General features: G+C 64.6%; 21 protein-coding genes. 15 read left to right on the top strand and 6 right to left on the bottom strand.

The genetic code is table 11. The features are described 5' to 3' along the window. Positions 1–34 precede the first annotated feature (34 nt). A complete protein-coding gene (hcp, locus tag H8S34_RS08715; protein WP_101692718.1) occupies positions 35–1,675 on the bottom strand; it encodes a hydroxylamine reductase in 1,641 nt (546 codons plus the stop codon). Positions 1,676–1,914: 239 nt separating this feature from the next. Here hcp and H8S34_RS08710 point away from each other — a divergent pair, with 239 nt between their 5' ends. Continuing rightward, a complete protein-coding gene (locus H8S34_RS08710) occupies positions 1,915–3,906 on the top strand; it encodes a fructose-1,6-bisphosphatase (RefSeq protein WP_101692719.1) in 1,992 nt (663 codons plus the stop codon). A gap of 68 nt (positions 3,907–3,974) precedes the next feature. On the opposite strand, the gene H8S34_RS08705 is transcribed toward H8S34_RS08710, so the two are convergent. Next, positions 3,975–5,108, bottom strand: a complete 1,134-nt coding sequence (locus H8S34_RS08705) for a hypothetical protein (protein ID WP_186963737.1) — start codon at positions 5,106–5,108, stop codon at positions 3,975–3,977. Beyond that, positions 5,101–5,646: an RNA polymerase sigma factor gene (locus H8S34_RS08700; protein ID WP_243207962.1), complete on the bottom strand. Its 546-nt coding sequence runs from the start codon at positions 5,644–5,646 to the stop codon at positions 5,101–5,103. Before H8S34_RS08700 ends, H8S34_RS08705 begins: the two co-directional genes overlap by 8 nt. Positions 5,647–5,841: 195 nt before the next feature. On the opposite strand from H8S34_RS08700, the gene H8S34_RS08695 reads away from it, so the two are divergent. Further along, positions 5,842–6,939 (top strand): helix-turn-helix transcriptional regulator, encoded by a 1,098-nt coding sequence (locus tag H8S34_RS08695; protein ID WP_180956833.1) that lies wholly within the window; start codon positions 5,842–5,844, stop codon positions 6,937–6,939. Positions 6,940–6,983: 44 nt separating this feature from the next. Here the strand turns inward: H8S34_RS08695 and H8S34_RS08690 are convergent, their stop codons facing one another. From H8S34_RS08690 to H8S34_RS08680, 3 genes are all read right to left on the bottom strand, one after another. After that, the gene (locus tag H8S34_RS08690; RefSeq protein ID WP_101692722.1) at positions 6,984–7,448 is read right to left on the bottom strand and encodes a phosphate-starvation-inducible PsiE family protein; all 465 of its coding nucleotides are present in this window, start codon (positions 7,446–7,448) and stop codon (positions 6,984–6,986) included. Positions 7,449–7,468: 20 nt separating this feature from the next. Next, positions 7,469–8,497 (bottom strand): threonine aldolase family protein, encoded by a 1,029-nt coding sequence (locus H8S34_RS08685; protein ID WP_101692723.1) that lies wholly within the window; start codon positions 8,495–8,497, stop codon positions 7,469–7,471. A 69-nt stretch (positions 8,498–8,566) separates the two neighbouring features. After that, positions 8,567–10,258, bottom strand: a complete 1,692-nt coding sequence (locus tag H8S34_RS08680) for a glutamine--tRNA ligase/YqeY domain fusion protein (RefSeq protein ID WP_101692724.1) — start codon at positions 10,256–10,258, stop codon at positions 8,567–8,569. Positions 10,259–10,518: 260 nt separating this feature from the next. Between H8S34_RS08680 and H8S34_RS08675 the strand changes: the two genes are divergently transcribed. From H8S34_RS08675 to mgtA, 13 genes are all read left to right on the top strand, one after another. After that, positions 10,519–11,421: a DMT family transporter gene (locus H8S34_RS08675; protein ID WP_186963736.1), complete on the top strand. Its 903-nt coding sequence runs from the start codon at positions 10,519–10,521 to the stop codon at positions 11,419–11,421. A 10-nt stretch (positions 11,422–11,431) separates the two neighbouring features. Beyond that, a complete protein-coding gene (locus H8S34_RS08670) occupies positions 11,432–12,034 on the top strand; it encodes a histidine phosphatase family protein (protein ID WP_186963735.1) in 603 nt (200 codons plus the stop codon). 368 nt (positions 12,035–12,402) lie between these two features. Continuing rightward, a complete protein-coding gene (glnA, locus tag H8S34_RS08665) occupies positions 12,403–13,737 on the top strand; it encodes a type I glutamate--ammonia ligase (RefSeq protein ID WP_186963769.1) in 1,335 nt (444 codons plus the stop codon). Positions 13,738–13,768: 31 nt separating this feature from the next. Further along, positions 13,769–14,317: an ANTAR domain-containing response regulator gene (locus H8S34_RS08660; protein ID WP_186963734.1), complete on the top strand. Its 549-nt coding sequence runs from the start codon at positions 13,769–13,771 to the stop codon at positions 14,315–14,317. A 12-nt stretch (positions 14,318–14,329) separates the two neighbouring features. Further along, positions 14,330–15,127, top strand: a complete 798-nt coding sequence (gene dapF / locus H8S34_RS08655; RefSeq protein ID WP_366485808.1) for a diaminopimelate epimerase — start codon at positions 14,330–14,332, stop codon at positions 15,125–15,127. Positions 15,128–15,479: 352 nt separating this feature from the next. Next, a complete protein-coding gene (locus H8S34_RS08650) occupies positions 15,480–16,328 on the top strand; it encodes a sigma-E processing peptidase SpoIIGA (protein ID WP_366485807.1) in 849 nt (282 codons plus the stop codon). A gap of 37 nt (positions 16,329–16,365) precedes the next feature. Then, on the top strand, positions 16,366–17,085 hold the full coding sequence (gene sigE / locus H8S34_RS08645; RefSeq protein ID WP_101692731.1) for an RNA polymerase sporulation sigma factor SigE: 720 nt from the start codon (positions 16,366–16,368) through the stop codon (positions 17,083–17,085). 116 nt (positions 17,086–17,201) lie between these two features. Then, positions 17,202–17,798: a cytidylate kinase-like family protein gene (locus H8S34_RS08640; RefSeq protein ID WP_101692732.1), complete on the top strand. Its 597-nt coding sequence runs from the start codon at positions 17,202–17,204 to the stop codon at positions 17,796–17,798. 455 nt (positions 17,799–18,253) lie between these two features. Next, entirely contained in the window at positions 18,254–19,099 is an 846-nt protein-coding gene (locus H8S34_RS08635) for a transketolase (RefSeq protein ID WP_101692733.1), read from the top strand. 3 nt (positions 19,100–19,102) lie between these two features. Continuing rightward, the gene (locus H8S34_RS08630; protein ID WP_186963732.1) at positions 19,103–20,050 is read left to right on the top strand and encodes a transketolase family protein; all 948 of its coding nucleotides are present in this window, start codon (positions 19,103–19,105) and stop codon (positions 20,048–20,050) included. Then, positions 20,051–20,881: an HAD family hydrolase gene (locus tag H8S34_RS08625; RefSeq protein ID WP_186963731.1), complete on the top strand. Its 831-nt coding sequence runs from the start codon at positions 20,051–20,053 to the stop codon at positions 20,879–20,881. A gap of 176 nt (positions 20,882–21,057) precedes the next feature. Continuing rightward, complete coding sequence (locus H8S34_RS08620; protein WP_101692736.1) at positions 21,058–22,011, top strand: D-2-hydroxyacid dehydrogenase; 954 nt, start codon at positions 21,058–21,060, stop codon at positions 22,009–22,011. Between the two features lie 128 nt (positions 22,012–22,139). Continuing rightward, complete coding sequence (gene mgtA / locus H8S34_RS08615; RefSeq protein ID WP_186963730.1) at positions 22,140–24,800, top strand: magnesium-translocating P-type ATPase; 2,661 nt, start codon at positions 22,140–22,142, stop codon at positions 24,798–24,800. Positions 24,801–24,830 lie beyond the last annotated feature (30 nt).

Here is a 24,830-nt window from a genome sequence, read left to right as displayed (position 1 = left end):
TTTCTCTCAGAAACCCGGCAGGGCGAAGGGGGGCTCAGGCCTGCTCGCCGAAGAAGAGGGCCATGTCCTCCTCCACGGTGCGGATGCCGGCGATGCCGAAGTTCTCCACCAGGACCTTGGCTACGTTGGGGCTGAGGAAGGCGGGCAGGGTGGGGCCCAGGTGGATGTTCTTCACCCCCAGATAGAGCAGGGCCAGCAGGACGATGACCGCCTTCTGCTCATACCAGGCGATGTTGTAGATGATGGGCAGGTCGTTGATGTCGGAGAGGCCAAAGACCTCCTTGAGCTTGAGGGCGATGACGGCCAGGGAGTAGGAGTCGTTGCACTGGCCGGCGTCCAGCACCCGGGGAATCCCGTTGATGTCGCCCAGGTCCAGCTTGTTGTACTTGTACTTGGCGCAGCCCGCGGTGAGGATCACGGTGTCCCGGGGCAGGGCCTTGGCAAAGTCGGTGTAGTAGCTGCGGCTCTTGGCGCGGCCGTCGCAGCCGGCCATGACCACGAACTTCTTGATGGCTCCGCTCTTGACGGCCTCTACCACCTGATCGGCCAGGGCCAGCACCTGGGCGTGGGCAAAGCCGCCCACGATCTCACCCTGCTCCAGCTCGGCAGGGGGCGCGCAGCGCTTGGCGTGCTCGATGAGAGCGGAGAAGTCCTTCTCCTCCCCGATGGCGCCGGGAATGTGCTTGCAGCCGGGGAATCCGGCGGCGCCGGTGGTGTAGAGCCGGTCCTTGTAGCTGTCCTTGGGGGGCACGATGCAGTTGGTGGTCATCAGGATGGGACCGTGGAAGGACTCGAACTCCTCCTTCTGCTTCCACCAGGCGTTGCCATAGTTGCCCACAAAGTGGGGGTACTTCTTGAAGGCGGGGTAGTAGTGGGCGGGGAGCATCTCGGAGTGGGTGTACACGTCCACGCCGGTGTCCTTGGTCTGCTCCAGCAGCATCTCCAGGTCCCGCAGGTCGTGGCCGGAGACCAGGATGCCGGGGTTCTTGCCCACGCCCAGCTGGACCCGGGTGATCTCGGGGTTGCCGTAGGCCTGGGTGTTGGCCTGGTCCAGAAGGGCCATGCCGGATACGCCGTATTTGCCGGTCTCCAGAGTGAGGGCCACCAGGTCGTCGGCGGTGAGGGTGTCGTCCAGAGTGGCGGCCAGGGCCCGCTGGAGGAAGGCGTCGATCTCCTCGTCGGCCTGGAGCAGGGCGTTGGCGTGCTTGGAGTAGGCGGACAGGCCCTTCAGACCGTAGGTGATGAGCTCCCGCAGAGAGCGGATGTCCTCATTTTCGGTGGAGAGCACGCCCACCTGGGCGGCCTTCTCCTCCCAGTCGCCGGAGCCGTCCCACCGGGCGGCGGCGGGGAGGGCGGAGGGATCCTGGACCTGGGCCAGCAGGGGGGCCTTGGCCGCCAGGGTATCCCGGATGCGCTGGAGGATGGCCTCCTGGTCAAAGTTGGCGTTGGTGATGGTGGTGAAGAGGTTGAGGGTGATGAGCTGGTTGAGGGAAGCGGGGATGGCCTCGCCCTGGGCACGCAGGGCGGTGGTGACAGCGGAGAGCCCCTTGGTCACATAGACCAGCAGGTCCTGGGTGTTGGCCACCTGGGCGGTCTTGCCGCACACGCCGGCTCGGGTGCATCCGGCGCAGCCGGCGGTCTCCTGGCACTGATAGCAGAACATCTTGTTTTCCATAGTCTAACTCCTTTTTATGGCCGGAGCAAGCTGCGGCCGGTGGTTTTCTGGATCATGGCATCAGTATAGGGGAGAATGGCCCATTTGTATGTTGGAATTCCAACAGAAAAACGAATGCACCGGGAAAACCGGATGGAAAAATCCGGTGTGGAAGAGGGAAAGGACACGCCTCCCCTTGCAACCGGAGGGAGAACGTGACATAATGAAGATTACCAAAGATTAGAAAAGGAGGCCCCCGCATGAAGCCATCGAAAACCTACCGGTCCGAAAATCTGCACTATCTGAAAATGCTGGCCCGGCAGTATCCCACCGTTCAGGCGGCCAGTACCGAGATCATCAATCTCCAGGCGATCCTGAACCTGCCCAAGGGCACGGAACACTTCATCTCCGATGTGCACGGCGAATACGAGGCATTTCTGCACATCCTCAACTCCGCTTCCGGCGTGGTGCGGGAAAAGCTGGACAAGCTCTTCGGCACCAGCGTCTCCAAGGCCGAGCTGGACCAGCTGGCCACCCTCATCTACTACCCCAAGGAGAAGCTGGAGGAGATCGAGCGGGAGAACGACGACATGCGGGAGTGGTACCGCATCACCTTCCACCGCCTCATCGAGGTCTGCCGGGAGGTCAGCTCCAAGTATACCCGCTCCAAGGTCCGTAAGGCCATGCCCAAGGAGTACGCCTATATCATCGACGAGCTCATCCACACCCACTATGAGGACAGCGATAAGCGGGACTACTACGAGAACATCATCTCCACCATCATCGACATCGACCGGGCCTCCAACTTCCTGGTGCAGCTGTGCGAGCTCATCAAGCGCCTGGCCGTGGACCACCTGCACCTGGTGGGCGATATCTTTGACCGCGGCCCCCGGGCCGACATCATCCTGGACTCGCTGATGGAGTACCACAGCGTGGACATCCAGTGGGGCAACCACGACATCCTGTGGATGGGCGCGGCCTCCGGCTCCCGCACCCTGGTGGCCACCGTGCTGGCCAACTCCCTGCGCTACAACAACCTGGAGGTCATCGAGACCGGATACGGCATCTCCCTGCGGCCCCTGTCGGTCTTTGCCAACGAGGTGTACAAGGACTGTGACATCCACCAGTTCGCCGTCAAGCTCACCAATGAGGACGAGGCCCACTACACCGAGAAGGACAAGATGCTGGCCGCCCGGATGCACAAGGCCATCACCATCATCCTCTTCAAGCTGGAGGGGCAGAAGATCCTGCGCAATCCCTGCTTCGGCATGAACGACCGGCTGCTCCTGGACAAGATCGACTATGAGAACAAGTGCATCACCCTGGGGGGCACCACCTATCCGCTGGAGGACACCGACTTCCCCACCGTGGACCGGAACGACCCCTATGCCCTCACGGAGGAGGAGTCTGTCCTCATCGACCAGCTCACCGCCTCCTTCCGGCACAGCGAAAAGCTCCAGCGGCACATCCGCTTCCTCTACTCCAAGGGCAGCCTCTACAAGGTGTTCAACGGGAACCTCCTCTTCCACGGCTGCATCCCCATGACGGCGGAGGGGGAGCTGATGCGCTTCTCCATCGGCTGCGAGAACCTCTCGGGGCGGGCCTTCCTGGACTATGCCGACCTGGTTGCCCGGCGGGCCTACTACAATAAGCCCGGCTCTCCCGAGCGGCAGTTCGGTATGGACTTCCTCTGGTTCCTCTGGGCGGGACGCAACAGCCCCATCTTCGGCCGGGACCGGATGACCACCTTCGAGCGGCGGCTCATCGTGGACGAGTCCACCTGGACCGAGCCCAAGAATCCCTACTACCAGTTCTACAACGACCCCGCCGTGTGCGATATGCTGCTGCGGGAGTTCGGGCTGGAGGGTCCCCACTGCCACATCATCAACGGCCACATCCCGGTCAAGTCCAAGAAGGGCGAGAGCCCCATGAAGGCGGGGGGCAAGCTGCTGGTCATCGACGGCGGCTTCTGCAAGGCCTATCAGAAGACCACCGGCATCGCGGGCTATACCCTGATCTACAACTCGGGCTGCTTCCGCCTGGTCTCCCATGAGCCCTTTGTGGGCCGGCGCAACGCCATCCGGGAGAATCAGGACATCGCCTCCAGCTCGGTGGTGTTTGAGCGGCTGGAATCCCGCATGAAGATCGCCGGGACCGATGTGGGCCGCCAGCTCCAGGAGCAGATCGACGACCTGATGGCCCTGCTCTGGGCCTTCCGCAGCGGCGAGATCGCCGAGGATCACAAGAAATAAGCAGAGAGAACAGGGCGCGGCCGCCGCAGAACGAATCTTCTGCGGCGGCCGCGTTTGTTTTTTGGGGGTCAGGAGGGGGCATAGATGCCGTGCCCGGTGTCGGTGTCATTGATATACCAGGTGGGACGGAGCTCATCCAGGTAGGGGTCGGTCACGGCTGGGACATAGGCGGAGCTGATGCTGGAGTAGCGGTGGACCTTCTCCGTGTGCATCACCGGAGTGAGATCCCAGTAGGCCTGCATATAGATGATCTCATAGAAGGGCTGGAGGAAGGAGGAGCCAATCCCGTCGGTACGGTAGATCAGCTGGACCCACAGGACGCGGGCCTCCTCCGGGCGGGTCTCCACGCCGAAGTAGTTTCCCGCGCGGAAGAGGGAGAGGGCCTCCTCCGTACTCCGGATGGGGTAGACCCCCTGCTGGACCAGCGTGAGGGTGAGGCGCAGAGAGGTGGCGCTGTCCGACCGGGCGGCGGAGAAGGTGTAGTCCAGCAGCTGCTCCTCCAGTGGTTGCCCGGTATCGGCGGGGAAGGAACGGGACTGGGTGTCGGGCTCCCCGGAGAAGGAATAGTGGACCGACTTGGCCGTTTCGACGGCGCCTCCCCCGGTGAGGCGGGAGAGCAGGTCGGCAGGGGAGCAATAGGTGGGCTCGATGACCACCTCGGGGGCATCTGCGGAGAAGGAGAGCTGGGTGCCGTCGGCCAGGAGAAAGACGCCGGGACCGTCGGTGCCGCGGAGGGTGGTATCCAGTGCGTCGGCCAGATCCTCGGCGGCGGCCTGCTGCGCCTCGGCGGAGAGGGGGCCGGAGGGGTAGACGGGCAGCGCGGAGATTTCATCGGTCCGGTCCCGGGTGGGATTTCCGCTGTCATAGTCCTCCGGGGTGATGATAATGCTCCACCCGTGGTCGTCAGGGGGGAGCGTGGGGGTGGGAGTGACGGCGGGCGGGTCGGAGACAGCGGGCGGGTCGGAGACGATGGGTGGAAGGGCCTGTCCGGTATCCGCGAGGGCGATGGAGATGCTGGCGGTAATCCCGGCCGCGGCCAGCAGGAGGCCGGCCAGGGCCACCCGCAAGGGCCGGCGGGGGCCTCGTCCCTTTGCGCTGTCCAATACGGCGTCCACCCGGCGCCGGACCGCGCGGGGGTCCACGGTGGGGTAGGCCTCGGGCAGGTCCAGGTCCTCCCATAGATCGTGCAGGTGATCACGCATGGTCGATTCCTCCTTTCAATAGCGCCTCTTTCAGGCGTTTCCGGCCCCGGCTCAAACGGGCCTTGGCGGCCGCCAGACTCAGACCCAGGCGGGGGGCCACCTCTTTCAGGGGCTGGTCCTCGTAGTAGTAGAGGAGAAACAGGGTACGGTCGGGCTCCTCCATGGACTCCACGGCCCGACGGAGCTGGGCGTGGCACTCCTGCCGCTCCACCAGGGCCTCGGGCAGATCACCCACTGCGGGCAGGGTGTCGGAGAGGGGGAGGACACCCCGGGTGCGGCGCAGGCGGTCGGCGGCTTTGTTCCGGGCCACGGCGGCCAGCCAGGGGCGCAGGGACGGACCGCTCTGGATGTCACCGGAGCGGAGCCACAGGGTCACAAACACGTCGGAGACCACCTCCTCCAGATCCTCGGGGAGGAGGGATGGCCCCAGAGTGCGGGCGGCGACCGCGGTCACATACCCGGTGTAGCGCCGGATGGCGGCGTGGAGTGCCCAGCGGCGTCCCGCCTGGATGTGCCGAAGCAGAGCTTCTTCCTTCAAAGCATACACCTCCTAAGGGGGCTGTGTGGGAGTGTTTTTTGCTCCCCTCTTCTGGACGCAGAAGGAGCGAAAAGGTGACACAAAAAAGACCTGACGGCGCGATTCTCGCCCCCCGGGAGGGAATTCCCGCCCTGTGGGGTGGCTGCGAGAGCGATTTCCTGCTACAATGGGGCCAGAAAGAAAGGAGGCGGAACCATGGAAGCGGAATTCAGTGAACGCCTGAAACGCTATCGCAAGGAAAAAAACATGACCCAGCAGGAGCTGGCCGACGCCCTGGGGGTGAGCAACAAGAGCATCTCCCGCTGGGAGTCGGCGGGCGGATACCCGGACGTCCCCCTGCTGGTGCCCCTGGCCCGGGCCCTGGGGGTGAGCGTGGACGATCTGCTGGACGGAGAAAAGCCGGTGCGCGCCCTGACCCGGACGGATGTCCAGAGCCTGCTCTCCTTTGCCTTTGCCCTGGGGGGCGGCATCCTGTTCTATCTCCTGCGGCTCTTTGTGCCCCTGCTGGTGTGCTACCTGGCCTATCTGGGCTGCATGGCCTACGGGGTCTACCTCCAGCGGTACTACGCCTACCACTCCCGCTGGTTCTGGCTGGGGAACGCCGGGATGAATCTGGCGGTCAACCTGAGCGTGATCGCCGGCGCGGCGGCCGGCGGGCTCGTCCTGATCGCGGGAGGAGGGAGCACGCTCCTGTCGACCTGGTTCCAGCTGTGGCTGTCGGGCCGGCAGAGGGGGATGGTGCTGGGGGTGCTCTTCCTCTGGCTGGCGCTGGGCGCGGCGCTGACCGCCCTGACCATGGGCCTCGCCCGGCGGCATTTTCAGGAAAAAGGGGGCTTCCGTCTGTCGGTGTGGTCCCTGCCCCGGGGCCGGGCACTCCTCCCGGCGGCGGGATTCCTGGTGGTGCTGGGATTCTGGGGCGCCTACTGCCTGGACATCCTTCCCATCTGGTGCTACCGGTATCAGGGTGGGCTCTTTGCCGGACTGCTGGTCCTGCTGGAGCTCTGGTATCTGTGGCTCTTCCGGCGGGACCGGAGGCGCCTGGTTCCGGCCCTCCTGATGACCGCCCTGTGCGGGCCCATGTGGCTCTTTGCAAAGGGAAGCGCCGAACAGATCTGGAGCCTTTCCACCGGGCGGGAGTACTCCTGGACGCCGGAGGTCGATCTGAGCCGCTTTATCGTGGAGTGGAGGCCGTCGGCAGGGGTGTTCCTGCTGGGTGTGATCCTGCTGGTCCTCTACCTGGTCCTGGCCGGATGTTCCGTGCGGAAGAAGCAGCCGGAAGAGGATACCATATGACAAAAGAGGGTGTACGGTTTCCCGTACACCCTCTTTTCATCGCCTCAGGAGTGGATGTGCTCCTGGGCGGACTCCTCCGCGTCGGCGCGCTTCTTGCTGTGGGGACTGTATTTTTTGTCGTCCAGTCCGGGAATAAACAGGTATTTCCGGATGGTGAACAGAATGGAAATGGCGATCACCATGACCAGATTCTCCACCGCGGTGGTGTGCTCAATGACCATCTGGCGGGCGATGGCGAAGAGGAGGACCTCCACCACCGAGCTCATATTGTGTCGGCTGAGCATCTTGAGGAACTCGATGCCGATGACCACGGTAAAAACGTCGGCCAGAAAGGTCTGGAGCAGATCGGTATTGCCGGGGCCGCTTGTCATAATGTTCAGCTCCAAGAGAACCGACCAGACCGACAAGGTGATGGCGACAATCACAATGAGGCTCACCACGATCTCCAGCAGTTGGGCCACACGGTAGATGTACGAGGGGATGCGCAGTTTCAGCAGTTCACTGTCCATAAAAATCCCTCCGGTTGAAATCAGGGCAGGGGGAACTCGTTCAGCAGCCCGTCCACATCGGAGGGCTCGGTGGCAAAACTGGCCACCAGGCGGATGACGGTATGGTCGGCCTCGGGCGCCGCGCCCCATACCTCAAAGGCGCAGATCCGCTCCAACTCCGGGAGGATGGCGTCGGGCACAATGGGGAAGATCTGATTGGAGGGGGACTCGAAGAGGAAGGAGTACCCCTTGGCCTTCAGTCCGTCCTGGAGCTTGCGGGCCATGTCGTTGGAGTGGCGGGCCAGCTGGAAATAGAGGTCGTCCTTCAGCAGGGCCTCGAACTGGGCGCCCAGCAGCCAGCCCTTGGCCAGGACAGCGCCCCGCTGCTTCTTGATGCGGAAGAAATCCCCCTGAAGGGCGGGGTTGACCAGGACCAGCGCCTCGCCCATGAGGGCGCCGTTCTTGGTGCCGCCGATGTAGAAGGCGTCGGTCAGGCGGGCCAGATCGGGGAGGGTCAGGTCGTTGGCGGGGGAGGTGAGGGCACAGCCCAGGCGGGCGCCGTCCAGGAAGAGGAGCAGGTCGTGGGCACGGCAGCAGGCGGAGAGGGCCTCCAGCTCGGCCTTGGTGTAGACGCCGCCGGTCTCGGTGGCGTCCGAGATGTAGACCAGCCGGGGCTTGACCAGGTGGATGTCCTCATAGGCCGGGAGGGCCGCCTCGATGAGGGCGGGGGTCAGCTTGCCGTCGGGGCCGGCCTCCAGGGGGAGGAGCTTGTGCCCGGTGGCCTCCACCGCGCCGGACTCGTGGCCATTGACATGGCCGGTCTGGGCGCAGAACACCCCCTCCCAGGGGCGGAGGAAGGCGGCGATGGCGGTGAAGTTGGCCGAGGTGCCGCCGATCAGGAACTGCACATCGGCCTGGGGGGCCTGGCAGAGCTCCTTGATCCGGGCGGCGGCCGCCTCACAGTGGGGGTCGAAGCCATAGCCGGGGTTGCCCTCCAGATTGCTGGCGGACAGGGCCTCCAGCACCTTAGGATGGGCGCCGAAGGAGTAGTCGTTGCGGAACAGATACATCACATTTCCCTCATTTCAAAACGTGGGCGGTATCCCATTGGATACCGCCCACAGGCTTGACAGACTGGATTACTTGCCGGGCTTGAAGCTGTCCTTCAGGCTGACGGAGCGGTTAAAGACCAGGTGGCCGGGCTGGGAATCCTTGTTGTCCACGCAGAAATAGCCCTGGCGGAGGAACTGGTAGGAGGCGGGCGCCTGGGCGCCGGCCAGACTGGCCTCCACCTTGGAGCCGGTGAGGACCTCCAGAGAGCCGGGATTCAGGCAGTCCAGGAAATTCTTGTCGCCGGCATCGGGCTCGGCGTCGGCGAAGAGGTTGTCATAGAGGCGGACCTCGGCGTCCACGGCGGTGGCGGCGTCCACCCAGTGGATGGTGGCGCCCTTCACCTTGCGGCCGTCGGCGGGATCGCCGCCCCGGCTGTCGGGATCGTACTCGGCGGCGATCTCAATGACGTTGCCGGCATCGTCGGTCTCATAGCCCACACACTTGATGAGGTAGGCGCCTTTCAGGCGGCACTCGGGTCCGCCGGGATAGAGGCGCTTGTACTTGGGCACGGGCTCGGGGAGGAAGTCCTCGGCCTCCACATAGAGCTCCCGGGAGAAGGTGACGGTCCGGGTGCCGTCCTCGGGCCGGTTGGGGTTGTTCTCCACCTCGAAGGTCTCGCTCTGACCCTCGGGGTAGTTGGTGATGACCAGCTTCACGGGGCGCAGGACCGCCATGACGCGCTGGGCAGTCTCGTTGAGGTCCTCCCGCAGGCAGTGCTCCAGGAAGGCAAACTCCACCGTGGAGGCCGCCTTGCTCACGCCGTTGCGCTCGGAGAAGTTGCGGATGGAGCGGGGGGTGTAGCCACGGCGGCGCAGGCCGCAGAGGGTGGGCATGCGGGGATCGTCCCAGCCGGAGACCCGGCCCTCCTCCACCAGCTGGCGGAGCTTGCGCTTGGACATGACGGTGTAGTTGATGCCCAGCCGGGCGAACTCGATCTGGCGGGGCTTGGCGGGCACATCGCAGTGCTGGATGACCCAGTCGTAGAGGGGACGGTGGTCCTCAAACTCCAGGGAGCACAGGGAGTGGGTGATCCCCTCCAGAGCGTCCTCCAGCGGATGGGCGAAGTCGTACATGGGATAGATGCACCACTTGTCCCCCTGGCGGTGATGGTGCATATGGTTGATGCGGTAGATGACCGGGTCGCGCATGTTGAAGTTGCCGCTGGTGAGGTCGATCTTGGCCCGCAGGGTCATGCGGCCGTTCTCGAACTCGCCGGCGCGCATCCGGGCGAAGAGGTCCAGGGACTCCTCCACCGGGCGGTCCCGGTAGGGGGAGCGGGCGGGGGTGTTCACGTCCCCGCGGTATTCCTTAAACTGCTCCGGGGTGAGCTCACAGACATAGGCAAGGCCCTTCTTGATGAGCTCCACGGCGTACTGGTACATCTGCTCAAAATAGTCCGAGGCAAAGAAGAACCGGTCGCCCCAGTCGTAGCCCAGCCAGTGGATGTCCTCCTGGATGGCCTCCACATACTCCACATCCTCTTTCGTGGGGTTGGTGTCGTCCATGCGGAGGTTGCACAGTCCGCCGTACTTCTCAGCGGTGCCGAAGTCCACGAAGATGGCCTTGGCGTGGCCGATGTGCAGGTAGCCGTTGGGCTCGGGGGGAAAACGGGTGTGGACGGTCATACCTTGGAACTGACCGCCCTGCGCGATATCCTCGTCAATGAAATCATGGATAAAGTTCTGGGCCATTACGGGTGGATTCAGTTCGTCAGGCATATCATTCACTCCTTTGTATTATCGGCGCCCGCCCGCCGCCGGGGCAGGGACAGGTGACTTTTCCTATTATATACTGATGGATACGAAGTTTGCAAGACTTCTGTGCCCGTGAAGGGGAGGGAAACGGGAAAAAACCGCGGATTTTCCCGCCCGCCGCCGGGGCAGACCTTGACAGGGGAGCGTTTTGCCGTCTAGAATGAGACAGACCGTGCGGTTTCCGTCCCATCCCGGAGGCCCGCCGCCGGAGAGAGGAGCTTGTCATGAAACGCATCTTGGGACTGGGTATCCTGTCCTCCTTTTTCTTTGCCTTTACCTTTATTCTCAACCGGAGCATGAATCTCTCCGGCGGATACTGGATCTGGAGCGCGTCGCTGCGCTATCTGTTCTCCCTGCCGTTTTTGTGGGGGATGGTGGGAGCCCGGCACAAGCTGGGCCCGGTGCTGGAGTCCATCCGGCGCAGTCCGGGGCCCTGGCTGCTCTGGAGCACGGTGGGCTTCGGCCTCTTTTACGCCCCGCTGACCTGGGCCTCCGACTTCGGGGAGTCCTGGCTCACGGTGTCCCTGTGGCAGCTGACCATTGTGGCGGGGGTCTTCCTTAATCCCCTGTGGGGAAAGAAGATCCCCCGCCGGAGCCTGGGCGCGGTGGCGGTCATCCTGCTGGGGGTGGTCCTCATCCAGAGCGAGCGCCTCCTGAGTGGGGAGGCCGGGGGCGGGGTGCTGACCTGCCTGGGGCTCATCTCGGTGGCGGCGGTGGCCTACCCTCTGGGCAACCGCAAGATGATGGACCTGTGCGGGGAGGAGCTGGACACCCCCCAGCGGGTGCTGGGCATGACCATTTGCAGTCTGCCCTTCTTCCTGGCCCTCTCGGCCGTGGCGGTGGTCCAGGGACGGCTGCCCAGCGGGAGCCAGTGCTTCCAGGCGCTGCTGGTGGCCATCTTCTCGGCGGTCATCGCCACCATCCTCTTTTTCCAGGCCACCAATCTGGGACGGGGGGACCCCAAGCTCCTGTCCCTGGCCGAGGGGACCATCGCGGGCGAGATCATTTTTACCCTGATCGGCGGGGTGGTGCTGCTGGGAGACGCCATGCCCACCCCAGTCCAGTTCCTGGGCATCGGGGTCATCATTGCGGGACTGCTGCTCAACTGCCGGGCGGCGGCCAAGTGAGGAGGACGCTATGAGACTGCTGCTGGCACGGCACGGAGAGACCGACTGGAACGCCCGGGGACAGATCCAGGGACAGAGCGACACCACCCTCAACGACCGGGGCAGGGCCCAGGCCGCCGAGCTGGCCCGCCGCCTGCTGGCGGCCGGGGAGCGGGTGGAGCGGATCTATGCCAGCCCCCAGAAGCGGGCCCTGGAGACCGCCCAGATCGCGGGCAGACTGCTGGGCCTGACGCCCGAGCCGGTGGAGGGCCTGCGGGAGATCTCCTTCGGCCACTGGGAGGGACATGCCTGGACCGAGATCCAGAAGCGCTGGCGGGAGGAGTACCGGCGCTATGAGGCCGACCGCCTCCGCATGGCCCCCCTGGGGGGCGAGTCCTTCGCGGCCATGCTCTGCCGGGTCCTGCCCGCCCTGGAACAGATCAGCCGCTCCGGGGAGGGGACCGCCCTGGTGGTGGCCCACAGCGCGGTGATCAAGGGGACCCTCTGCTGGCTGGAGGGGGGCAGCTTTGCGGAGATGAACCGCCGCTACCGGCTGGACAACGCCCAGTGGGCGGTGCTGGAGGGGCGAGATTCCTTTCCCCTCCCCCTTGCCAAAGAGGGACGGATATGGTAGGATGGACAAGACGGCCCTTCCGGCGCGGGAAGGGAAGTACATGAGTCGAGGACAAGGGCGTTCCGGCTCCCGAAGGACGGGAGAGGAGCGCCCTTTTTGCCAGGATCACACAGCGTGTCGAAGTACTTCGACACGCTTCTCAAAAATGCAAGCATTTTTTCGAGGGGGATGCAGTCCGCTGCGCGCACTCGCTTTCGCTCGCACACTTGCGGCCTGAGCAGAGTGTTTTCCGACGTACATGCCGCCGGAAAACACGATTTGATTTTCTTCCGCCGTCTGCGGGACGGCGGAACTCTGCGAGGCTCTTGCAGCACAAATCGCAGAATACACTTCATTGACAGACTGATATATTTAAAGGGGGATTATTCATCATGGCACTGAGTAAGGAAGACATCATCCGCATCGTGCGGGAGGAGGACATCAAATTTGTCCGCATGCAGTTTGCCGACATCTTTGGACAGCTGAAGAATGTGGCCCTCACCGCCTCCCAGGTGGAGAAGGCGGTCAACAATCAGATCATGTTTGACGGCTCCTCGGTGGAGGGCTTTGTCCGCATCGACGAGTCGGACCAGTGCCTCTACCCGGACCGGGACACCTTCACTATCTTCCCCTGGCGGGCCCAGTTCGGCAAGACGGCCCGGATGATCTGCGACGTGTACAACACCGACGGCTCCCCCTTCATGGGGGACCCCCGGAACGTGCTCAAGCGCATGACCGAGAAGATGAAGGCCATGGGCTACGACACCTTCAATGTGGGGCCCGAGTGCGAGTTCTTCCTCTTCAAGACCGACGAGCACGGGAACCCCACCACCGAGACCAACGACGAGGCGGGCTATTTTGACCTGGGCCCCCTGGACCACGGGGAGACCACCCGGCGGGAGATCTGCCTCAACCTGGAGGAGATGGGCTTTGAGATCGAGGCCAGCCACCACGAGAACGCCGCGGGCCAGCATGAGATCGACTTCAAGTACGCCGACGCCCTCACCGCCGCCGACAACATCATGACCTTCAAGCTGGCGGTCAAGCTCCTGGCCCAGAAGAACGGCCTCCACGCCACCTTTATGCCCAAGCCCATCTTCGGCGTGGCCGGATCGGGCATGCACACCAACATGTCCCTCTTCCGGGACGGCAAGAACGTGTTCTACGATCCCAATGACCGCCGGGGACTCTCCAAGGAGGCGTACAGCTTCATCGCGGGCATTCTGGCCCATGTGAAGGGGATCTCGGCCATCACCAATCCCCTGGTCAACTCCTACAAGCGCCTGGTGCCGGGCTATGAGGCCCCCTGCTATCTGGCCTGGTCGGCCTCCAACCGCTCGGCCCTCATCCGCATCCCGGCCGCCCGGGGGCAGTCCACCCGGGTGGAGCTACGCTCCCCCGACCCGTCCTGCAATCCCTATCTGGCCTTTGCTGTGTGCCTGGCCGCCGGACTGGACGGCATCGAGCGGGGCCTCACCCCGCCGGAGGAGATCACCGAGAACATCTATGCCATGGACGACGCCGCCCGGGCCGCCCGTGGGATCGAGAGCCTGCCTGACTCCCTCTCCAGCGCCATCAAGGAGCTGCAGAAGGACCAGCTGCTCATGGATGCCCTGGGGGATCATGTCTCCTCCTACTACATCCAGGGCAAAAAGAAGGAGTGGTACGAGTATAAAACCCGCGTCAGCTCCTGGGAGCGGGAGAAATACATCACCCTCTATTGATGGAGCACAGCGCACAGGGAGTTGAGTGGGGTTGGAGCGCGTCGTACTTGCCTTTGAGAATGAGAACACCAGCCGGAAGGTCCGCGCGCTGCTGGAAGGAGCGGGCCTGGCCCGGGGACTGATCTGCCGCACGGCGGCGGAGGTCCGCCTCCTGCTGGGCCAGCCGCAGATCCCCACGGTGGTCTGCGGCTACAAGCTGCCCGACGCCACGGCGGAGGAGCTGTTTTTTGACCTGCCGGCCGGGCGCACCATGGTGCTGGTGGCGCCGGAGAATCTGCTGAGCCTGTGCGGGCGCTCCGACGGGCTGGTGACCCTCTCCACCCCGCTCTCCCGCAACGCCCTGCTGGAGGGGGTGGAGCGGGCGCTGGGCCTGGCCCAGAGCGTCCGGCTGAGTGTCCGCCCGGCCGGGGAGGAGGAACTCATCCGCCGGGCCAAGGAGTGGCTCATGGAGCAGCGGGGGATGGACGAGGGGCAGGCCCACCGCCTGCTCCAGCAGAGAAGCATGATCTGCGGACGAAAGCTGGCGGAGACCGCCCGGCTCCTCCTGGAGCGGGAGGCGGGACTGGCGCTGTATGGATAAGGAGGAATTGGCGTGAAGTTTACCAAAATGCAGGGTCTGGGCAACGACTATGTCTACCTGGACTGTACCCGGGAAATGCCGGAGGATCTGCCCGCCCTGGCCCGGCGGGTGTCTGACCGGCACTTCGGCATCGGCTCGGACGGACTGATCTGCATCTGTCCCTCGGACTGTGCCGACGTGCGGATGCGGATGTACAATGCCGACGGCTCGGAGAGCGAGATGTGCGGCAACGGCATCCGCTGCGTGGGAAAGTTTGCCTACGACAAGGGGCTGGTGGGCAAGACCAGCCTGGCGGTGGAGACCCTGGCCGGCATCAAGCACCTGGAGCTCCACCTGGAGCACGGGAAGGTGTCCGCGGTGACGGTGGACATGGGGGTCCCCACCTGGGAGGAGAACCGGGTCCTCACCATCCAGGGAGAGGACTACACCGTAACGCCGGTCTCCATGGGCAACCCCCATGCGGTGCTCTATGTGGACGACCCGGGAGCGGTGGACCTGCCCCGGCTGGGCCCCGATTTTGAGCACCACCCCAGCTTCCCCAACCGGACGAACACCGAGTTCGTGCAGGTCCTGGGCCCGGACCACCTGCGCATGCGGGTGTGGGAGCGGGGCAGCGGCGAGACCATGGCCTGCGGCACCGGCGCCTGCGCGGTGCTGGTGGCCACGGTGCTCAACGGCAAGTGCGGCCGCAGCGCCGACGTGGACCTGCTGGGCGGCCGCCTGCACATCCGCTGGGACGAGGAGACCGGCCACGTCTTCATGACCGGAGGGGCCGCCACCGTCTTTGAGGGAGAACTTATCGAGGAATAAGCTCTGATACATAAATGCACTCTCCGGACGGTTTTCCGCAAAAGCCTCGCAGAGTTTCGCCGCCCGCAGGCGGCGAAAGAACGTCCGAATTCGTTTTTTCTGAGGACATGAGCCTCAGAAAAAACACTTCTCAGGCCGCAAGTGTGCGAGCGTAAGCGAGTGCGCGCAGCGGCCTGCATCCCCTCTCTCAAAAATGCCTGCATTTTTGAGACGCCAGCCGGCGCCCTACTGGGCGCCGGTTTTGTCGTATCATGGGGAAGCGTGAGGAAGATGGGGGGCAACGGCTTATGACCTTTTTTGTGGCGGGACGGGCTTATAATGGGGGGCACGGAAAGGGGGGAGGCCGTTGACAGTGGTCTACATAGACGAGCTGTTCCTGCTCAATCTGACGGTCAACTATCTGCTCCTGCTCTCGGCGGGCAAGCTGGCGGGGGAACGGCTGCGCCGCCTCTGGCTGGGGGCCGGGGCCGCGCTGGGCGGGCTCTATGCCGCCGCGGTGTGCTTTCCGGGGATGGGATTTCTGCTCCATCCCCTCTGCAAGCTGGCGGTGGGGGTGGCCATGCTCCTGCTGGCCTACGGGCGCAGTCCCCGCCTGCTGCGGGTGAGCCTGGTGTTCTTCGGCGTGTCGGCCGCCTTCGGGGGCGGCGTGTTCGCCATCGCGCTGCTGGGCGGGCGGGGGCTCACCCTGAAAAACGGGATCTTTTACTCCGGGATGGACCTGCGGCTCATCCTGCTCTCGGCGGCCGGGTGCTATACGCTTTTGACCCTGGTCTTCCGGCGGGGGGCGGTCCACACGCCCCGGGAGCTGCGCACTGCCGTGGTGCGGCTGGGGGAGCGGACGGTATCCCTGGTCACGCTGGTGGACACCGGCCACACCCTCACCGATCCGGTGAGCGGGCGGATGGTGCTGGTGGCGGAGGGGCGGAAGCTGGAGGACCTCTTTCCGCCCGGGAGCGGCCCCGATCCATGGGTCCTCACCCACCCGGTGGAGGGGATGGAGAAGCTGAGCCAGGGCGCGCTGGGACGCCGCCTGCGCCTGCTGCCCTACCGGGCGGTGGGGGTGGAGTGCGGCTTTCTCCTGGCGGTCCGGGCTGACTCGGTCCGGGTGGGGGGAGAGGAGCTGGGCGACCTGCTGGTGGCCCTCTCGCCCACGCCGGTATCCGACGGAGGAAACTGCACCGCGCTCATCGGCGCGCTGTAAATCAGACCCGGTGAGGACCGGGAGGAGGAGAAAGGGTATGAATCTGCGCCTGCGCATCTACACGGGGATACAGCGGCTCCTGACGAGGCTTGGCCTGTCGCTGCCGGGAAAGGTCATGTACATCGGCGGCAGCGACACGCTGCCCGCCCCGCTTCCCCGGGAGGAGGAGGCGGAGCTCATCCAGCGGCTGGAGGAGGGGGACGAGTGGGCGAAAAAGCGCCTGATCGAGCACAACCTGCGCCTGGTGGTCTACATCGCCCGTCGATTTGAGAACACCGGCGTGGGGCTGGAGGACCTGATCTCCATCGGGACCATCGGACTCATCAAGGCCGTGTCCACCTACAAGCCGGCCAAGAACATCAAGCTGGCCACCTATGCCTCCCGGTGCATTGAGAATGAGATCCTCATGCACCTGCGCAAGACCTCCAATCAGAAGACCGAGGTCTCCTTTGACGAGCCCCTCAACACCGACTGGGACGGCAACGAGCTGCTCCTCTCCGACGTGCTGGGGACCGAGAGCGACCTGGTCATGCGCCCCATCGAGGAGGATGTGGACCGGCAGCTCCTCTTCGACGCCCTGGAGAAGCTGGAGCCCCGGGAGCGGGAGATCATCACCCTGCGCTTCGGGCTCAGCGGCGGAGCGGAGCAGACCCAAAAAGAAGTGGCCGACCGGCTGGGGATCTCCCAGTCCTACATCTCCCGGCTGGAGAAGCGGATCATCTCCCGCCTCAAGCGGGAGATCCTGCGGATGATCTGAACGACAATTTTTTTGAAAAAAGTGTCAAAATTACCTTTCTGTTTGGAGAAATTATGGTATAATAATACTATACCGGAGGAGATCCGGAACACGACCGAAACAGGGAGGTGCCTTTTATGAAACAGGTCGTCATTTCCATCAGCCGCCAATACGGCTCCGGCGGGCGCATCATCGCCCGGAGACTGTCGGAAGCGCTGGAGGTTCCATACTATGACAAGGAGATCATTCAGGCGGTGGCCGAGCGGACCGGTCTGACGGAGAACTACATCCGCCAGGCGGAGACCCGCCCCACCGGCAGCTTTATGTTCGATCTGTACAATATGACGCAGATGCTGCCCCTGCCCGATCAGGTGTTCATCGCCCAGTCCAAGATCATCAAGGAGGCGGCTCAAAAGGGCCCCTGTGTCATCGTGGGCCGCTGCTCCGACTACATCCTGGACGAGTTCCCCAACTGCCTGCGGGTCTTTGTGATGGCCCCGCTGGAGGAGCGGGCCCGCCGCGCCCGGGAGGAGTATGGGGTGGAGAGCGTCCATATCGAAAACTACGTGACCCGTCAGGACCGCTACCGCGCCTCCTACTACAACCATTTTGTGGGGAAAAAGTGGGGCGATATGAACAACTACGATCTGTGCATCAACAGCCGCATCGGCATTGAGGAGTCGGTGAAGGCCATTCAGGCCGCCGCGCTGGCCATGGATGAGAACGGCAAATAAACAAGACAGGACGGCCCGGAGATCGTATGGTCTCCGGGCCGTTTCAGGCTGTCGATAAAGTGTATTACTGTGATTTATGCTGCAAGAGCCTCGCAGAGTTCCGCCGTCCGCAGACGGCGGAAAAGAGTCAAAATCGTGTTTTCCGGCGGCATGTACGTCGGAAAACACCCTGCTCAGGCCGTTAGTGTGTGCCCCAAAGGGGCACGCGCGCGGCGGCCTGCATCCCCTCGAAAAAATGCTTGCATTTTTGAGAAGCGTGTCGAAGTTTTTCGACACGCTGGGACGGCCCGGAGATCGTATGGTCTCCGGGCCGTTTTTCGGGTTCCGGACCGGGGGCGGGGGGCGGAATTTGCTTTCCGCACGAAGAAAGGCGTTTTTTATCTTGCGAACTGGGCTGCGGTGGGCTATACTGAAAGCAATGGTTCAAAATATCGTTCAAAGGACAGGTGAATCAAATGGAACAGGCAAAGGTACATGAACTGGCAGTCACCGCTGCAAAAGGGCGCCTGCTGGGCATGGATATGGTCCATACGGCGGCTTCCGGCCACATCGGCGGCGCGCTGTCCGCGATGGACATCCTGACGGTGCTCTATTTTCACGAGATGAAGGTGGACCCCAAGGAGCCCAAGTCCCCCGATCGGGACCGCTTCGTGCTCTCCAAGGGCCACTGCACGCCCGCGCTCTACTCCGTGCTGGCGCTGCGGGGATTCTTCCCCGTGGAGGAGCTCAAGCTCTTCCGCTCCATTGAGGGCCATCTCTCCGGCCACCCCGACATGGTGCACGTCCCCGGCGTGGACATGTCCACCGGCTCCCTGGGACAGGGCCTCTCCACCGCGGTGGGCATGGCTCTGGCCGGCAAGCTGGACAAGAAGGACTACCGGGTCTATGCCGTCCTGGGCGACGGTGAGGTGGCCGAGGGCCAGATCTGGGAGGCCGCCATGGCCGCGGCCAAGTACCATCTGTCCAACCTCTGCGCCTTCGTGGATGTGAACGGCCTTCAGATCGACGGCAAGACCGCCGACGTCATGCCCACCGAGCCTCTGGATCAGAAGTTTGCCGCCTTCAACTGGAATGTGCTCCAGGTGGACGGCCACGACTATGCGGCCATCGCCGACGCGCTGGAGCAGGCCCGCGCCTGCACCGACAAGCCCACCGTCATCCTGGCCCGCACGGTCAAGGGCAAGGGAGTCTCCTTCATGGAGAACGACGCCGGCTGGCATGGCAAGGCTCCCAACGACGAGCAGTATGAGAAGGCCCATGCCGAGCTGGAAGCCAAGCTGAACGAACTGGAGGGGAAGTAAACCATGGCTGATAAGATCGCAACCCGCGCCGCCTTCGGCGAGGCTATCGTAGAACTGGCGGAGCAGTATCCCGAGCTGGTGGTGCTGGACGCCGACCTCTCGGGCGCCACCATGACCAAGAATTTTTCCAAGGCCTATCCGGAGCGCTTTTTCAACATGGGCATCGCCGAGAGCAACATGGTCGGTGTGGCCGCCGGCCTTGCCACCTGCGGCAAAAAGCCCTTTGCCGCCACCTTCGCCATGTTTGCCGCCGGCCGCGCCTTTGAGCAGGTGCGCAACTCCGTGGCCTACCCCCACCTGAACGTGAAGGTGGTGGGCTCCCACGGCGGTCTGAGCGTGGGCGAGGACGGCGCCACCCATCAGTGCTGCGAGGACTTCGCCACCATGCGCTCCATTCCCGGCATGCTGGTGTGCTGCCCCTGCGACGGCCACGAGATGAAGCTGGCGGTCAAGGCCCTGCTGGACTATGAGGGCCCCGCCTACCTGCGTCTGGGCCGCCTGGCGGTGGAGACCGTCACCGACACCATCCCCGGCTACACCTTCGAGCTGGGCAAGGGCACCACCCTGAAGGACGGCGGCGATGTGACCATCGTGGCCACCGGCATGATGGTGCAGATGGCCCTGAAGGCCGCCGAGATGCTCCAGGCCGACGGCATCGACGCCCGGGTCATCGACATGCACACCATCAAGCCCCTGGACGAGGAGCTGCTGCTCCGCGCCGCCCGGGAGACCGGCGCCATCGTGACCACCGAGGAGCACAACATCCTGGGCGGTCTGGGCGAGGCCGTGGCCGGCTATCTCTCCGGCGTGTGCCCCGTGCCCGTGGTGCGCCACGGCGTCAACGACGTGTTCGGCCGCTCCGGCAAGGCCCCCCTGGTGCTGGAGCACTACGGTCTCACCCCCGAGGGGATCGCGACCCAGGCCCGCGCCGCGGTGGCTCTGAAGAAGTAAATGATCCGTCTCATTGCCACCGATATGGACGGCACCCTCCTGGAGCGGGACCATGTGACCATCTCGCCCCGCAGCTGCGCGGCCCTGCGCGCGGCGTCGGAGCGGGGGGTGCACATCGTCCTGGCCAGCGGGCGGCCCTGGTGCTTCGTGCGGGACAGCGTGGAGAAGCTGGGGTGCGTGGACTACACCATCCTCTGCAACGGGACGAGCACCCGGGCCGTGGCGGAGGATGTCTGGCTGGACCGGAACGGTCTGGAGGAGCCGGTCTGGCGGCGTCTCTTCGGGATGCTGCGCCGGGCAGGCGTGCCCTTCCTGACCTACTCGGACGGGGAGGCCTACCTGGAGCGGGCCGTGCTGGCCGAGATGGGACAGCATTTCTGCCTGTCGCCGGAATTTCAGCGCACCGCCGAGCGGGTGATCACCCTGGTGGACTCCCTGGAGGAGATCCTGGCCGGACGGCGGGTGGAGAAGATCGACAACTTCTTCGTCCCCGAGGCCGTCCGCGCCCCGCTGCGGGAGGAGCTTGCCTCCATCCCGGGGCTCTATGTGACCTCCGGATTGTCCCATAACCTGGAGATCAGCTCGGCGGGCGCCGACAAGGGCCGGGCCCTGGCGCAGCTGTGTGCCCGCCTGGGGATCGCCCGGGAGGAGGTCATGGCCTTCGGGGACGGCGGAAACGATGTGGAGATGCTCCGCTGGGCGGGGTGCTCCTTTGCCATGGAAAACGGGATGGACTGTGCCCGGGAAGCGGCCGATCAGATCGCCCCCTCCAATCAGGAGGACGGCGTGGGCCGGATGGTGGAGCGCTATGTGCTCCACCCAGAGGCGTAACGGACAGGGGTTCATCCCACAAGAAGCGGTTTCGGGTCACGGATGGGCTGCCCCGGCTTGCGGGGCGGCATGCAAAGCGTACCAAGGAACGATACGGCGGCGCGGTCTCGAAATGGGACCGCGCCGCTTTTTGTGTCTTGCTCCGGGAGCAGCCGGGAGCAGAAGGGAGAATGTTTATGAATTGTGTGATTTTGGACGGGTACACCCTCAATCCGGGCGATCTGGACTGGGCCCCTCTGGAGCGGTTTGGAACGCTGACGGTCTATGACCGCACACCGCCGGAGCTGGTGGCCGAACGCATCGGGGAGGCCCAGGTGGCCATGACCAACAAGACCGTTCTGGACCGCGCGGTGCTGGAGGCCTGCCCCAACCTGCGCTATATCAGCGTCCTGGCCACCGGGTACAACGTGGTGGACCTGGAGGCGGCCCGGGAGCGGGGGATCGTCGTGACCAACATCCCGGCGTACAGCACCCATGCGGTGGCCCAGCACGTCTTTGCGCTGCTGCTGGAGCTCACCAACCACGTGGGTCTGCACAGCGAGAGCGTCAAGGCGGGGAACTGGGCCCGGATCGAGGATTTCTGCTACTGGGAGAAGCCCATGATGGAGCTGGAGGGCAAGACCTTCGGCATCGTGGGCTATGGCCGGATCGGCCAGGCGGTGGCCCGTCTCGCCCTGGCCTTCGGGATGGAGGTGCTGGTCTCCTCCTCCCACACGATCGAGGAGATGCCCGGGCTGCACGCCGCCGCGCTGGAGGAGGTCCTGCGCCGCTCGGATATCCTCTCCCTCCACTGCCCCCTGACCGAGGAGCGCCGGGGCTTCCTCAACCGCGCGCGCCTGGCCGCCATGAAGCGGGGCGTTCTGATTCTCAACACCGCCCGGGGACCGCTCATCGACGGGAGCGCCCTCTATGAGGCCCTCTGCTCCGGACAGGTGGGAGGCGCGGCCCTGGATGTGCTGTGTGAGGAGCCGCCCCGCTCGGGAGACCTTCTCATCGGCGCGCCCAACTGCATCATCACGCCCCATTTGGCCTGGGGCCCCCGGGAGACCCGGGTGCGCCTGATGGAGATCGCGGCCCACAATCTGGAGTGTTTCCTGGCCGGCACGCCGGTGAACGTGGTAAATCCCTGAGAAGCGGGACGCCCTAGACCGGAAGGGCAAGAAAATCGCAAGAATTTCAGCCCACCCAAGGGGAAGAGAATATGGTACAATAGGCAGGACACAAGTGCGGAGAGCACGGCCGGAGGGGAGTGTGCGCCATGGAGCAGATACCGTCATCGCCGCAGGAGCGATTGCGCCGCTATGCGCGGGAAGACGTGGAGACCCTTTACCGGGAGCTCCGGGTGACCCCCGGGGGGCTGAGCCGGGAGCAGATCCCACGGATGCGGGAGAAGTACGGAGAAAACCGGATCGGGTACCGCACGGAGGAGGGGCCGGGAGCGCGGCTCCGCCGGGCGTTCATCACCCCCTTCAGCGTGATTCTGCTGGTGCTGGCGGCGGTGTCCTTTGTCACCGACGTCTGGCTGGACTCCAATTTCAGCCGGAACGGGACCACGGTGGCCCTCATCCTCCTGATGCTGGTGGCCGGAGGGGCCGTCCGGCTCCTCCAGGAGCGGAGAGCGGGCTCGGCGGCCGATCGGCTGATCGGAGAGCGGGCCATCACCGTCTCGGTCCGGCGGGGAGGACAGGTGCTGCGCATCCCGGCGGAGGAGCTGGTGGTGGGGGACGTGGTGCTTCTCTCCACCGGAGACCGGGTCCCGGCCGACCTGCGCCTGACCGGCGTGCACGGCCTCTTTGTCTCCCAGTCGCTGCTGACCGGGGAGAGCACCGTCCTGGAAAAGACGGTATCCCCCCTTCCGCCGGGTGGCTCGGCGGCCCTGAGCGCGTGCTCCAATCTGGCCTTTACCGGCAGCAGCGTCCTCAGCGGCAGCGGAGAGGGCGTGGTCCTGGCCGTGGGTCCCCACACCGTATACGGGAGCTACCTCCGGGAGCTGCAGGAGACCAGACGGAGCTTTGACCAGGGGGCCAACTCCATCGCCTGGGTGCTGATCCGCTTCATGACCACCCTGGTGCCGGTGGTCTTCGTGATCTCGGCGCTGACCAGAGGGGACTGGGGGACCTCCTTTCTCTTTGCCCTCTCGGTGGCGGTGGGGCTCACCCCCGAGATGCTCCCCGTGGTGATCAACGCCTGCCTGGCCAGGGGGAGCGCCGCCATGGGGCGGAAGCAGACCATTGTCAAGAACATCAACGCCATGCAGAGCTTTGGCAGCATGGATGTGCTGTGCGTGGACAAGACCGGCACCCTGACCGGGGACGAGATCCATCTGGAGTACTACCTGGACATCCTGGGGGAGGAGAGCAGCACGGTGCTGGACTGCGCCTATCTGAACAGCCTCTGTCACGGGGAGCCCTCCAACCATCTGGACCGGGCCATCCTGGCCTGCTCCGGCATGCCGGGCCGGGAGGCGCATTTTCAGGCGCTGGGGCAGCGGGTGCGGAAATGGGATGAGCTCCCCTTTGACTACACCCGCAAATGCGCCAGCGTCCTCCTCTCCGACGGGGAGGGGGAGCCCTTTTTGATCACCAAGGGGGCGGTGGAGCAGGTCTATGCCCGCTGCCGCCGGGTCTTCCACCGGGGAGAGACCGTGGAGATCGACCCGTCCGATACCGGAGGGGTCCACGCCGTGGTGGACGAGATGCTGGAGGACGGCATGAAGGTGCTGGCCGTGGCCGGGCGCAGGCTGCCCGGAAAGCAAAAACTCTGTCCGGAGGACGAGCGGGGGCTGACGCTGCTGGGGTATCTGGTCTTTTTTGACGCGCCCAAGCGCTCGGCCGCCCAGGCGCTGGGCCGCCTGCGGGAGCTCCATGTCCGGGTCAAGGTGCTCACCGGGGACCACCGGAGCGTGGCCGGTTCGGTGTGCCGGCGTCTGGGCATCCCGGCGGAGCAGATCCTGACCGGAGAGGCGCTGATGGCCCTGACGGAGGATGCGCGCATCACGGCGGTGGAACAGACGGACGTCTTTGCCGAGTTGACGCCGGGGCAGAAATCGGAGCTGATCCGCCTCCTGCGGGAGAACGGACACACCGTGGGCTTCCTGGGGGACGGGATGAACGACCTGGCCGCCATGACCAGTGCCGACGTGGGCATCTCCGTGGACACGGCCGCGCCGGCCGCCAAGGAGGCCGCCGACGTCATTCTCCTGAAAAAAGACCTCAACGTGCTGGAACAGGGCATCCTGGAGGGGCGCCGGGCCTTTGCCAACATGAGCAAGTATATCCACATCACGGCCTCGTCCAATTTCGGGAACATCTTCTCCATCGTGCTGGCCAGCGCCTTCCTGCCCTTCCTGCCCATGACCTCCATCCAGCTGCTGCTCCTCAATCTGCTCTATGACCTGCTGTGCATGACCCTCCCCTGGGACCGGGTGGACGGGGAGGACTGCGGCAGGCCCAGCATCTGGTCGGGCCATACTCTGGGGCGGTTCATGCGGTTTTTCGGACCGGTGAGCTCTCTGTTCGACCTGCTGACCTTCGCCTTTTTGTACTGGGTCCTGTGTCCCTCCCTGCTGGGGGGCGGATACGCCGCCCTGTCCGGGGCCATGCAGGAGCAGTATGCCATGCTGTTCCACACCGGGTGGTTTCTGGAGTCCATGTGGACCCAGGTGCTCATCCTGCACATGCTCCGCACCCGGCACATCCCCTTTGTTCAGAGCCGGGCGTCCGGCGTGGTGTGGCTGGTGACCTCCGGGGGACTGCTGGCGCTGACGGCGGTGGTGTATACACCGGCGGCGGCCTGGCTGGGGCTGACCCCGCTGCCGGGGGTCTATTTCCTGTTCCTGGCCGGCATGGTGCTGTGCTATATGCTGCTGGTCACACTGGCCAAGCGGTACTATCTCAGGCGGTATCATACGCTGTGGTGAGACATCCATTCCATGTGTGGGAGAAAGGGG

This window comes from Pseudoflavonifractor hominis, assembly GCF_014288125.1.
GTDB lineage: Bacteria > Bacillota > Clostridia > Oscillospirales > Oscillospiraceae > Pseudoflavonifractor_A > Pseudoflavonifractor_A gallinarum.
Note: the sequence above shows the minus strand (reverse complement) of the source record. Positions and strands in the feature narration are given on the sequence as shown.